This is a genomic window from Streptomyces sp. NPDC006551 (genome assembly GCF_040611675.1).
Lineage (GTDB): Bacteria > Actinomycetota > Actinomycetes > Streptomycetales > Streptomycetaceae > Streptomyces.
Genome location: NZ_JBEXOT010000058.1, coordinates 25,667 through 37,813, shown reverse-complemented (window position 1 = coordinate 37,813; position 12,147 = coordinate 25,667). Strand labels below are relative to the sequence as shown.

At 72.4% G+C, this 12,147-nt stretch carries 12 protein-coding genes; 2 read left to right on the top strand and 10 right to left on the bottom strand.

Features of this window, described 5'->3' with window-relative positions:
- The first annotated feature begins 154 nt into the window (after positions 1–154).
- Positions 155–2,347, top strand: coding sequence for a terpene synthase family protein (locus ABZY12_RS31530; RefSeq protein ID WP_356896375.1), 2,193 nt, complete (start codon positions 155–157; stop codon positions 2,345–2,347).
- 78 nt (positions 2,348–2,425) lie between these two features.
- On the opposite strand, the gene ABZY12_RS31525 is transcribed toward ABZY12_RS31530, so the two are convergent.
- The 8 genes from ABZY12_RS31525 to ABZY12_RS31490 form a co-directional block, all read right to left on the bottom strand.
- Positions 2,426–2,794, bottom strand: a complete 369-nt coding sequence (locus ABZY12_RS31525; protein WP_356896373.1) for an RNA-binding S4 domain-containing protein — start codon at positions 2,792–2,794, stop codon at positions 2,426–2,428.
- A gap of 16 nt (positions 2,795–2,810) precedes the next feature.
- Positions 2,811–3,311, bottom strand: coding sequence for a hypothetical protein (locus ABZY12_RS31520; RefSeq protein ID WP_356896371.1), 501 nt, complete (start codon positions 3,309–3,311; stop codon positions 2,811–2,813).
- Positions 3,312–3,496: 185 nt separating this feature from the next.
- Entirely contained in the window at positions 3,497–3,907 is a 411-nt protein-coding gene (locus ABZY12_RS31515) for an ACT domain-containing protein (protein WP_356896369.1), read from the bottom strand.
- 48 nt (positions 3,908–3,955) lie between these two features.
- Positions 3,956–4,198 carry a DUF397 domain-containing protein gene (locus tag ABZY12_RS31510; protein ID WP_356896367.1) on the bottom strand — a complete coding sequence of 81 codons (243 nt, stop codon included), beginning with the start codon at positions 4,196–4,198 and terminating at the stop codon, positions 3,956–3,958.
- A gap of 76 nt (positions 4,199–4,274) precedes the next feature.
- Positions 4,275–5,441, bottom strand: coding sequence for a thiolase domain-containing protein (locus ABZY12_RS31505; protein WP_356896365.1), 1,167 nt, complete (start codon positions 5,439–5,441; stop codon positions 4,275–4,277).
- Positions 5,434–6,507 (bottom strand): thiolase domain-containing protein, encoded by a 1,074-nt coding sequence (locus tag ABZY12_RS31500; protein ID WP_356896363.1) that lies wholly within the window; start codon positions 6,505–6,507, stop codon positions 5,434–5,436. The genes ABZY12_RS31505 and ABZY12_RS31500 overlap by 8 nt, the downstream gene beginning before the upstream one ends.
- Positions 6,504–7,463, bottom strand: coding sequence for an OB-fold domain-containing protein (locus ABZY12_RS31495; RefSeq protein ID WP_356896361.1), 960 nt, complete (start codon positions 7,461–7,463; stop codon positions 6,504–6,506). Before ABZY12_RS31495 ends, ABZY12_RS31500 begins: the two co-directional genes overlap by 4 nt.
- Before the next feature lie 210 nt (positions 7,464–7,673).
- Positions 7,674–8,474 (bottom strand): crotonase/enoyl-CoA hydratase family protein, encoded by an 801-nt coding sequence (locus ABZY12_RS31490; RefSeq protein ID WP_356896359.1) that lies wholly within the window; start codon positions 8,472–8,474, stop codon positions 7,674–7,676.
- A gap of 177 nt (positions 8,475–8,651) precedes the next feature.
- On the opposite strand from ABZY12_RS31490, the gene ABZY12_RS31485 reads away from it, so the two are divergent.
- On the top strand, positions 8,652–10,286 hold the full coding sequence (locus ABZY12_RS31485; RefSeq protein ID WP_356896357.1) for an acyl-CoA synthetase: 1,635 nt from the start codon (positions 8,652–8,654) through the stop codon (positions 10,284–10,286).
- A 31-nt stretch (positions 10,287–10,317) separates the two neighbouring features.
- Here the strand turns inward: ABZY12_RS31485 and ABZY12_RS31480 are convergent, their stop codons facing one another.
- Complete coding sequence (locus tag ABZY12_RS31480; protein WP_356896355.1) at positions 10,318–10,830, bottom strand: EF-hand domain-containing protein; 513 nt, start codon at positions 10,828–10,830, stop codon at positions 10,318–10,320.
- 79 nt (positions 10,831–10,909) lie between these two features.
- Positions 10,910–12,085, bottom strand: a complete 1,176-nt coding sequence (locus ABZY12_RS31475) for a Cmx/CmrA family chloramphenicol efflux MFS transporter (RefSeq protein ID WP_356896353.1) — start codon at positions 12,083–12,085, stop codon at positions 10,910–10,912.
- Between the last annotated feature and the right edge of the window lie 62 nt (positions 12,086–12,147).

Here is a 12,147-nt window from a genome sequence, read left to right as displayed (position 1 = left end):
CGGCGGGGGGGGGGTTTGGGGGGGGGTCCGCGGGGGGGCCCCCCCGCCGACACCCCTGGCGCTCATATGACTATTCCGGGTGTCGCGTGGGCGCCGTGCACGGGGGGTAGGGCTCGACGGACATCGCCCGCCCTCACCGAGAGGCACCCCACGCATGGCTCAGCCCTTCGTACTGCCGGATTTCTATGTCCCGTATCCGGCGCGGCTCAATCCCCATGTGGAGACCGCCCGCACGCACACCAGGGAGTGGGCGCGGGCGATGGGGATGCTGGAGGGCTCCGGGATCTGGGAGGAGCACGACCTCGAGTCCCACGACTACGCGCTGCTGTGTTCCTACACCCACCCGGACTGTGACGCCGAGGCGCTGTCGCTGGTCACCGACTGGTACACCTGGGTGTTCTTCTTCGACGACCATTTCCTGGAGACCTTCAAACGCACCCAGGACCGGTCCGGGGGCAAGGCGTATCTGGACCGGCTGCCGCTGTTCATGCCGATGGACCCGGCGGCCGCGACGCCCGAGCCGACCAATCCCGTCGAGGCCGGGCTCGCCGACCTGTGGGCGCGCACGGTCCCGTCCATGTCGCCGGCCTGGCGGGCCCGGTTCGCCGAGGCCACCGAGCATCTGCTGTACGAGTCGCTGTGGGAGCTCGACAACATCAACGAGGGTCGGATCGCCAACCCCGTCGAGTACATCGAGATGCGCCGCAAGGTCGGGGGCGCACCCTGGTCGGCGGGGCTGGTCGAGTACGCGGCCGGCGCCGAGGTCCCCGAGCAGGTGGCCCACTCCCGCCCGCTGCGAGTGCTGAGGGACGCCTTCTCGGACGCGGTGCATCTGCGCAACGACCTCTTCTCGTACCAGCGCGAGGTGGAGGACGAGGGAGAGAACAGCAACGGCGTCCTCGTTCTGGAGAAGTTCCTGGGCTGTACGACGCAGGAGGCCGCCGACGCCGTCAACGACCTGCTGACCTCGCGGCTGCAGCAGTTCGAGAACACGGCTCTCACCGAAGTGCCGGGGCTCTGCCTGGAGAAGGGTCTGAGCCCGCGGGAGACCGCGGCCGTGGCGGCGTACGCCAAGGGGCTGCAGGACTGGCAGTCGGGCGGCCATGAGTGGCACTTGCGCTCCAGCCGCTATATGAACGAGGGCCTGGCGACGGCCGGGCCTTCGCACCTCGACGGGGTGCTCGGCACGTCGGCGCTCGACATCAGGACGCTGTTCGGCCGCCCGGCCGCCTCGCGGCTGCGCTCGCTCTCCCATGTGCCGCACCAGAAGGTGGGGCCGTCACGGCTGCCCGAGTTCGACCTGCCCTATCCCCTGTCGCTCAGCCCGCACCACCAGGAGGCGCTGCGGCTGTCGGTCGACTGGGCGGAGCGCATGGGCCTGCTGGACGACATCTGGGATCGTCCGATGCTGGAGGGCTTCGACTTCGCGCTGTGCTCGGCGGGGCTCGACCCGGACGCCACCCTGGAGGAGCTGGAGCTCAGCGCCGAGTGGCTGACCTGGGGCACGTACGGGGACGACTACTATCCGCTCGTCTTCGGGCGGCCGCGCAATCTGCTCGGCGCAAAGGAGTGCACCGAACGGCTCAAGGCGTGCATGCCGCTGGACGATCCGGCGGCCGGGCGGGCGCTCGCCGGGAGCCCGATGGAGCGCGCGCTGGCCGACCTGTGGGCCCGCACGGCGGATCCGATGGGGCCCGAGGCCCGTGCGCAGCTGCGCGCCGCCATGGACGCCATGCTGGACAGCTGGATGTGGGAGCTGCACAACCAGGCGCAGCACCGGGTGCCCGACCCGGTGGACTACATCGAGATGCGCCGGCTGACCTTCGGCTCGGATCTGACGATGTCGCTGTGCCGGCTGCGGCACGCGGACACACTGCCACCGGCCCTCTACCGCACCGGCACGGTCCGCGCCCTGGAGAGTTCGGCGGCCGACTACGCCACTCTCCTGAACGACCTCTTCTCGTACCAGAAGGAGATCGAGGTCGAGGGCGAGGTGCACAACGGCGTGCTGGTGCTGCAGAAGTTCTTCGACTGCGACTATCCGACCGCCGTGGCGATGGTCGACGACCTGATGCGCGGTCGGCTGCGCCAGTTCGAGCATGTGAAGAAGTACGAACTGCCCATGCTGTACGAAGACTTCGCTCTGGACGGCGCGGGCCGGGCGGCGTTCGAGGCGTATGTGCGGGAGCTGGAGGACTGGCTGGCCGGCATCCTCAACTGGCACCGGGGCGTGCGCCGTTACCGTGCCGAGGATGTCCACACCGGAAGCGGTACGGCGTTGGCGCGACGCGGCCCGACGGGGGTCGGCACCTCGGCCGCGCGGCTGGCCGCGCTGTTCACCCCGTAGCGCGTGTGCGGGGGCGCCGGAGACTCCGGCGCCCCCGCCGGGCCTCGGTCAGGGCTCCGGCGCCGCACCGGGCCCCGGTCAGACGGGGCGGTGGCCGCGCAGCTGGTCGAGTTCGCGGCGCTCGCGCTTGGTCGGACGCCCGGCACCCCGGTCGCGGACGCCCGCCAGGGCGACGTGCTCGCGCGGGGGCGGCGGCGGGCTGTTGTCGACATAGGCCGTGGCGGCCACCGGCGGGCCGACCCGCTTGGTGAGGAGTTCCTTCACCTCGACGATCCGCTCCCGGCCGCCGTGGAAGAGGCGTACCTCGTCACCGGGCTTCACGGGCTGGGCGGGCTTGGCCCGCTCGCCGTTGACCTTGACGTGCCCGGCCCGGCAGGCCGCGGCGGCCTGCGAGCGGGTCTTGGTGAGGCGTACCGCCCAGATCCAGCTGTCGACGCGCGCGCTCATCGGCCCCCGCCCCCCGTCAGCCCTGCTGGAACAGTTCGGCCGGCAGCGGCTTGAGGAGCGCGTAGAGGTCGTCCGTGATCGGACGGTCCCAACTGGCGATGGTCACCAGGACGTTGTCGCTGCGGTCGAACTGCACGCAGGAGATCCGGCTCTCGGAGAGCTTGACGCGGCGGACGATCAGCAGGTTGTCGCCCTGCATCACCGGCATGTCCTCGGTCTCCAGGACCTCGACCGGCTCGTCGTTCTCCAGGGCCGCGAGAAGCTGCGCGACCTCGAAGGGGATCTGTCCGTCGCCCAGCTCGCGTGCCGGGGAGCCCTCCGGGAGGTTACCGATGATCATCGCGGGGCCGCGGCCGCCGAACAGGTCGTAGCGCAGGAAGACGCCCTGGCAGGTCCCGTCGGGGGCGGGGAGGAGGCCGGCGCCGAGGTTGCCGGGCCAGTCCCCCGGGTCCATGGCCAGGACGTCGAAGTCCGGGCCCGCGGGTGTGGCGGCGCTGCGGCGGCGGAGGAAGGACATACGGCCATGGTACGTGCCCGGGCGCGCGACACGGCGCGCCGGGGCGGGTCCCGCGCCGCCCGCGCCCGGACCCGTCCCGGCCCGCGTCCTGACACCTCCGTGCCGGGCCCGCCGCCGCCTTCGGCGGTCACGCCTCGCATCGCCATGATGGCGGAGAGTGGCGCGTGACGGCCGTCCGGAGACCGTCACACGGAGGAGTGGGACGCGCGCTCCGAGAGCCCGCGCAGCACGGCCAACGACTCCTCGGCCCTGGCCTGTTCGACGAAGAGGTGGTCGTGGTGGAAACCGGCCACGACGTTGCAGCTCAGGCCGGCGTCGGCGAGTGCGCGGGCGACCGCCGCCGTCAGCCCCACCGCGTCGAGCGCGGAGTGCACCCGCAGCGTGATCCATCCCGCCACGTAGTCGTACGCCAGGCCGGCCCGGTCGGCCTCCTCCTGGCGTACGACCAGGGTGAGCCCCTCGCGCTCGGCGACGGTGGCGACCGGGGCGAGGCCCGCCGGAGCGGGGCCGTCCACGGTGACGAAGACGTAGCGGCCGGGGTTGAGCTCCGGCCGCATCCCGGCGACGAGCCGGGTCAGATCACGCTCTGCACTCATGATCACCACCCTAGGCGGGGCGGGACCGGCAGCGGGTGTGACAGGACGTCAGGTCAGGTCGAACTCACCCTCGCGCGCGTTGACCACGAATGCCCGCCACTCCGCCGGGGAGAAGATCAGCGAGGGGGCCTCCGGCCGTCCTCCGTTGCGCATCGCGATGAAGCCCTCGACGAAGGCGATCTGGACGTCTCCCGCGCCCTGGCTGCCCGATCGCCAGTCGGCGTTGCTGAGGTCGAGTTCCGGCTTGTCCCAGCCCGCGAAGGCGTGCTGGGTGGTGGTGTTCTCCGCCACGTCCGTGCTCCTCCCGCATCCCGCATGGTCGTCGTCCGGGCTCAGCGTAGCGAGCGGCACCGGGGCCGGACAGACCTCACACCGTGGGCGGCCGGTCCGCCACGAGCCACATGGAGAAGAACTGCGCGCCCCCTCCGTACGCGTGTCCGAGCGCCCGGCGCGCGCCCTCCACCTGGTGCGCGCCCGCCCGCCCCCGTACCTGCAGCGCGGCCTCGGCGAAGCGGATCATGCCGGAGGCGCCGATCGGGTTGGTGGAGAGCACCCCGCCGGAGGGGTTCACGGGCAGGTCCCCGTCGAGCTCGGTCACCCCGGCCTCGGTGAGCTTCCAGCCCTCGCCCTCCGCCGCGAAGCCCAGGTTCTCCAGCCACATCGGCTCGTACCAGGAGAAGGGGACGTACATCTCCACGGCGTCGATCTCCCGGCGCGGGTCGGTGATGCCGGCCTGCCGGTAGACGTCGGCGGCGCAGTCCCGGCCCGCCCTCGGCGAGACGAAGTCCTTGCCCGCGAAGAGGGTGGGCTCGCTGCGCATCGCGCCGCCGTGCACCCACGCGGGCGGCCGGGGCGCGCGGCCGGCGCCGGCCCGGTCGGTGAGGATCATCGCGCAGGCGCCGTCGGAGGACGGGCAGGTCTCGGAATAGCGGATCGGGTCCCACAGCATCGGTGACGCCTGGACCTTCTCCAGGGTGATGTCGTGCTCGTGGAGGTGTGCGTAGGGGTTCTTCAGGGCGTTGCGGCGGTCCTTGTAGGCGACGAGGGAGCCGATGGTGTCGGGGGCGCCGGTGCGGCGCATGTAGGCGCGTACGTGCGGGGCGAAGAAGCCGCCGGCACCGGCGAGCAGCGGCTGCTGGAAGGGGACCGGCAGGGACAGGCCCCACATGGCGTTGGACTCGGACTGTTTCTCGAAGGCGAGGGTGAGGACCGTGCGGTGGACGCGCGCCGCCACGAGGTTCGCGGCGACCAGCGCGGTCGACCCGCCGACCGATCCGGCGGTGTGGACGCGGAGCATCGGCTTGCCGACGGCGCCGAGGGCGTCGGCGAGGTACAGCTCCGGCATCATCACGCCCTCGAAGAAGTCGGGGGCCTTGCCGATGACGACGGCGTCGACGTCCGCCCAGGTCAGTTCGGCGTCCTCCAGGGCGCGCAGGGCGGCCTCGCGGACGAGTCCGGCGATCGAGACGTCACGGCGGGCGGCGACGTGCTTGGTCTGGCCGATCCCGACGATCGCCACGGGTTCCTTAGCCACGGGGGTCTCCTTCGAGGACGGCGACCAGGTTCTGTTGCAGACAGGGGCCGGAGGTGGCGTGGGCGAGGGCGCGGTCGGACGCGCCGCGGTGGATGCGGGCGGCGGCCTCGCCGAGCCGGATGAGCCCGGCGGCCATGACGGGGTTGGCGGCGAGCGCTCCGCCGGAGGGGTTGACCCTCACCCTGTCGTCGAGGTCGAGGGCCTTGCGGAGGACGACCTCCTGGGCGCTGAACGGGGCGTGCAGCTCGGCCGTGTCGACGGGCCTTTCGAAGGCTCCGGCGCGCTGGGCGGCCAGGCGGGTGGAGGGCGAGTCGGTGAGGTCGCGCACGCCGAGCGCGTGGGCCTCGATCCGGTGGTCCATGCCCCGGATCCAGGCGGGGCGGGCGCACAGTTCCCGGGCCTTGTCCCCGGCCGCGAGGATCACGGCGGCGGCGCCGTCGCCGATGGGCGGGCAGTCACCGGTGCGCAGGGGCCGGACGAGGTAGTCGCCCTGCGGGCGGGCGCCGGACAGCTGGGCGTGCGGGTTGGCGGCCGCGTCCTGACGGCTGCGGGCGGCGATGCCGGCGAGGGCCGGCTCGTCGGTGTCGCCCGCGTCGATCAGTGCCTGGGCCTGGAGTGCGGCGAGGGCGACGGAGTCGGGCCACAGGGGGGCGAGGTAGTAGGGGTCGAGCTGCCGGGTGAGCACGTCGCGTACGGAGCCGCCCGAGGACTGCCCGTAGGCGTAGACGAGCGCGGTGTCGGCCTCGCCGGTCAGGAGCTTCACCCATGCCTCGTAGAGCGCCCACGCGCCGTCGGTCTCGACGTGGGACTCGGAGATCGGCGGCCAGGCGCCGACGCCGTCCAGCGCCATGGTGAAGGAGAAGGCGCGCCCGGCGAGGTAGTCGGAGGAGCCGGAGCAGGTGAAGCCGATGTCGGAGGTCTTCAGGCCGGTCTGCCTCAGTACGTCGTGGAGGACGGGCATGACCATCTCGACCTCGGAGATTTCGTCCGTACGCCGCAGATGATCGGTCTGGGCGAAGGCGACGATCGCCACCTCCCGGTCGGGCGTGGCGCGGTCCGGGGTCACAGCAGCTCCTTGTACGTGTCGTAGTCGGCGTCGGGTTCCCCGCAGGGCCGGTAGTGGTCCGGGAAGCGGCCGTCGTCGCTCCAGACGGGTTCGACGCGCAGACCCATCCGGACCTGGTCGTAGGGGATGCCGCCGATCCGGCCGTGGAGGGCGAGTCCGGCACCGTCCAGGGCGATGTGGGCGTAGACGTACGGGACCTCGATGTCGAGGTTCTTCGCCTTGATGTTGACGATGCAGAAGGTGGTCACGGTGCCGCGGGGGCCGACCTCGACCCGGTCGGTGGTGGCGATCCCGCAGGTGGGGCAGGCGCCGCGGGGCGGGACGTACACCTTCGCGCAGGACGGGCAGCGTTCGCCGACCGTCCGGCGCTCGGCGAGGGCGTGGAGATAGCCGGTCTGGGCGCGGCCGGGGGTGTAGGTGTAGTCCAGGCGGGCGGGGGCGACGATGCCGGTGACGGGGTCGTCGAACCGCCCGTCGTGGTCGCGTGCCGCGCCGGCGGGATCACTCTCGTACGGTTCGAAGCAGGCGATGTCGGTGATCGCGCCGCTGCTGTTCTCGGCCCAGCGGATCCTGACCCGCATGCCGGTGCGCACCGACTCGGGCCCAGGCGCGTCGAGGGCGTGCAGCAGGGCGGTGTCGGCGCCGTCGAGGCGGACGAGGGCCCAGGCGAAGGGGGTGGTCAGGGGCTGGCCGGGGCGGGACTCGTGGTTCCAGGCCCAGGTGGTGACCGTGCCGGTGGCCGCGACCTCGACGAGGTGGCGGAGTTCGGCGGCGGTCTCGGGGTCGTACTCGACGGGCGGGACGAGGACGCGTCCGTCGTCCGCCCGCACCCCGAGGACGGTCCGCTCGCGCAGTCCGGTCAGGAAGGCGGACTGGACGGGCCCGAGGGACCGGGTGAAGGGGAACTCGACGACGAGGGGGGCGCGGAGCGTCTCCGGCGCGGGGGCGGCGGTCATGATGGGGCTCCTTCCGTGGGGTGGGCGGGGCCACTGCGTGGGGCGGGGACCGCTGCCCCGAGGCGGGGGGCCGCGGTCCGAGGCGGGGGGCCGCGGTCCGAGGCCGTCGGGCCGGGGCCAAGAGCGGTGGCCGCTGCCGGAGGCGGTGGCCGCTGCCCGAAGTGGTGGCCGCTGCCCGAAGTGGGCGGGCCGCTGCGCGGGGCGGAGGTCTCACTCCCGGCGGTACACCGGCTCGCGTTTCTCCGCGAAGGCGCGGGCGCCTTCCTTCGCGTCCGCCGTCTCGAAGATCGGCCGGCCGCGCTCGAGTTCGGCCGCGAGCCCTTCGCTCTCGGTCATCTCGGCCGTCTCGTACACCGACGCCTTCACCGCCTCGACGGCGAGCGGCCCGCAGCCGTTGATCCGCTCGGCGATGGCGAGCGCCTTCTCCAGGGCCGTGCCGTCGGGCACGACCTGCCCGACGAGTCCGATCCGGGCGGCCTCCTCGGCGCTGTACGGACGGCCGGTGAGCAGCATCTCGAGGGCGTGGGTGCGGGGGATCTGGCGGGGCAGCCGGACCGTGGACCCGCCGATCGGGAACAGCCCGCGCCGGACCTCGAAGAGCCCGAAGGTGGCCGAGGCGCCGGCGACCCGGATGTCGGTGCCCTGGAGGATCTCGGTGCCGCCCGCGACGCAGTGGCCCTCGACGGCGGCGATCACCGGCTTTCGGGGCCGGTGGTGGCGCAGCATCGCCTTCCAGTGCAGGTCGGGGTCGGCCTTCAGCCGGTCCCGGTAGCGCTCGCCCTCCATCCCCTTGCCCGCCAGCGCCTTGAGGTCCATCCCCGCGCAGAACGAGCCGCCGGCCCCGGTCAGGACGACGGAGCGGATCGTGTCGTCGGCGTCGGCCTCCAGCCAGCCGTCGTGGAGCCCGACCAGCATGGACAGTGAGAGCGCGTTCTTGGCCTCCGGCCGGTTGAGCGTGAGCACGAGTGTGGCGCCTTCGCGCCGCACGGTGAGGTGTTCTGTCCCACCCATGGACGTTCTCCCGTCTCCAGACCTGGAACAGGTTGCAGGAGCCCGGGTCCCAGTTCAATAGTTTTCTGACACTCAGTCAGATTCTTCTGCGGGACCTCTTCCCACCTCCGCGCGTCGGTGCTCTGATGACCGCCGGGTCAGTTCGGGCCAGGACGGTCAGCGGCGTCAGGAGGAACGGTGGAGTACAACCTTGCCGACCTGTTCGAGTCGGTCGTCGACGTGGTCCCCGACCGCGAGGCGCTCGTGTACGTCGACCACCCGGGCACCGGCTCGGAGCGCAGGCTCACGTACGCGCGGCTCGACGCCGCGGCCAACCGCGTCGCCCACCATCTGATCGACTCGGGGATCCGGCCCGGCGAGCACCTGGGACTGCATCTCTACAACGGCGTCGAGTACCTGCAGACGGTGCTGGCCTGCCTCAAGGCGCGGATCGTGCCGGTCAACGTGAACTACCGCTACGTGGAGGAGGAGCTGGCCTACCTCTACCGGGACGCCGACCTGGCCGCGCTCGTCTTCGACGCCGAGTTCACCGACCGGGTCGCGGCCGCGCTGCCGCGGACGGAGAAGCTGCGGCACCTCGTGCGGGTGGGGACCCCGCCCGGCATCGAGGCAGCGCCGCCCGGGCTCGACTGCGTGCCCTTCACGGACGCCGAGGCCGCCGGCTCACCTGAGCGCGGCTTTCCGCCGCGCTCCGCGGACGACCTCTTCATCATCTACACCGGCGGCACGACCGGGATGCCCAAGGGCGTCATGTGGCGCCAGGAGGACCTGTTCTTCGCCGGGCTGTTCGGCGGCGAACCGACGGGTGAGCCGGTGAAGCGTCCGGAGGAACTGGCCGAGCGGGCGGCGGCGCGGGGCGCCGGGCTCACCTTCTTCCCGACTCCCCCGCTGATGCACGGCACCTCGACGCTGACCTCGTTCATCGCCTTCAACTACGGGCAGCGGGTCGTCATCCACCGCAAGTACGTGCCCGAGGAAGTGCTCCGTACGATCGAGAAGGAGAAGGTCTCCAGCGTGTCGCTGGTGGGCGACGCGATGCTCAGGCCCCTCGTCGACGCGCTGCACGGTCCCCTCAAGGGCACGGATCTTTCGTCGCTCTTCAGCGTCTCGTCGTCCGGAGCGATCATGTCGGACACGGTGCGGGCGCAGTTCCAGGAGCTCGTGCCGAACGTGCTGCTCCTGAACAACTTCGGGTCGTCGGAATCGGGGTCCAACGGCAAGGCGACGGACGACTCGGGCCCGGAGAAGGGCTTCCGTCTGGAGGTCAACGACCGCACCCGGGTGGTGGACCCGGCGACGTACGAGCCGGTGCCCGTGGGGGTGCCGGGCCGTCTCGCCCAGCGCGGCCACGTCCCGCTCGGCTACTACAACGACCCGGTCAAGACGGCCGAGACCTTCTTCCGGAAGGGTGACGAGCGGTGGGTGCTGCTCGGCGACATGGCGACCGTCGACGAGGACGGCATCGTCACCGTCCTCGGCCGCGGCTCCCAGTGCATCAACACCGGTGGGGAGAAGGTCTATCCGGAGGAGGTCGAGCAGGCGCTCAAGTCCCACCCCGACGTCTACGACGCCCTCGTCGCGGGCGTACCGGACGCGAAGTGGGGCAATCACGTGGCCGCGGTGGTGCAACTGCGCGCCGGAGCGCGCCCGCTCGACCTGGAATCCGTCCAGTCCCACTGCCGCGCCCGGCTGGCCGGCTACAAGGTCCCGCGCCAGCTCGTACTGGCCGACCGCATCCAGCGCTCGCCGAGCGGCAAGGCGGACTACCGCTGGGCGCGGTCGGTGGCGGCGGCCGAGAACGCCGGGAGCTGACGGCCTCCCGGACACCGGTGACCCTCGGGCGTCAACGGCCGGGCGCGCCGTGCAGGGCTTCGGCCATGGGTGACGCGCCCTCGGTGACGTAGGCGCGGATCGAGGCCAGGTACGCGTCCCGGTCGATCCGTCCGTCCCCGTCGGCGTCCAGCGCGTCGAACGCCGCCTCGGCGTTGTCGGCGGGGTTGCCGAGCGCCGCGCGCAGCCGGGAGAACTCGGCCCGGTTCAGGGCTCCGTCCCCGTCGGTGTCGGCGATGTCGAACAGCGACCCCAGCGCGGGCCTGCAGACCTCCTCGAAGGAGTCGGCGCCCGCCCAGGCCGCGTACTCCTCGAAGGTCACCGCGCCGTCGCCGTTCGCGTCCATCGACGCGTACACCCGCTCGTGAGCCTCGCGCGCGAGGGGAAGGAGCGGGTCGTCAGCGCCGCGTCCCGACGCCGCCGCCGCGCGTTCGGGGCGGGTGAGGTACTCATGCCTGGAGATGACACCGTCGCCGTCCACGTCGAGCATGGCGAAGATGCGGGCCTTGGCGATCCTGCTGTCCATGAGGACTCCCTGTCCGGTGAATTCCGGCCCGCCGCCGGGCGGCGGGCCGGGTGCGCCCATGACGACGCGACAAGATCAACTACTGGGGTGCCGACGGGGTTACGGCGGGCCTGGCGCCGGTGTCCCGATGGGCGCCGGCCGCGACGACGAGCGCCGTGGCGGCGAGGGCGGCGCTGACCCACACCGCGTCCCGGTAGTCACCGGTCGTCTCCGTCGCGGCGCCGGCCAGCAACGGCCCCACGAAGGCACCCGTGTTCAGCGCGACGGTGGCGAAGGCCCCGTTCAGCGAGGGCGCGTCGGCGGCGACGTGCAGGACACGGTGGACGAGGGCCGATCCGATCCCGAACGACAGCCCGCCCTGGACGGTCGTCAGGACGAACAGGGGCACCGGGTGCGTGCCGGCGAGGGCCAGCACGGCCCACCCGGCGGACAGAGCGCACAGGGCGAGCAGCATGCCCCGCCCGAGCCGGCCATCGGCGGAACGACCCGCCGCGTTCACGCCGGCGAAGGCGCCGACGCCGAAGGCGGCGAGCAGCCCGGGAACCGCGCCGGCGGGCAGCCGCGTCACGTCGGTGGCGACGACGGCCAGGTAGGCGAAGGCCGCGAAGGTCGCGGCGTTGACCAGGGTCGCGAGGGCCAGTGCCGACCGCACCGCACAGGACCTCAGCGTGCGCCCTTCCCGCCTGACCGAGACGTCGTGCCGACCGGCGGCGTCAGCGGGCGCCGACCGGAAGACGAGCCCGAGCGCGGGCAGGCACAGCGCGGCGACGGCCCAGAAGACCGAACGCCATCCGGCCCAGCCGCCGAGCAGAGCGCCGGCGGGTACGCCGACGACGCACGCCAGCGTGACCCCCGACAGCAGGACGGCGATGGCCCGGGCCCGCTTGGCGGGGACCACGAGGGTGCTCGCGACGGTCATCGCCACGGCCAGGAACCCGGCGTTGGCGATCGCTGCGACGACACGGGTTCCGAACAGCACGGCGAAGTCGGTCGTGACCGCACCGACGCCGTGCGCGACGACGAACCCGGTCAGGAAGCCCGCCAGCGCGCGACGGCGTGGCCATCGCGCGCTCGACACGGCCATCACCGGCGCTCCGACGATCATGCCGACGGCGTAGGCGGAGGTGAGGCTCGCGGCGGCTCCCACCGGTACGGACAGGTCATGGGCGATACCGGTTACGAGGCCGGACAACATGAACTCGGAGGTTCCTTGCGCGAAAACGGCAAGGCCGAGTACGTAGAGGAAGAGGGGCACGAAAACGGCTCCAGCGTGAGGTGTGCGGACATGAACATCCGCGCGCTGGACGTCGCACCACG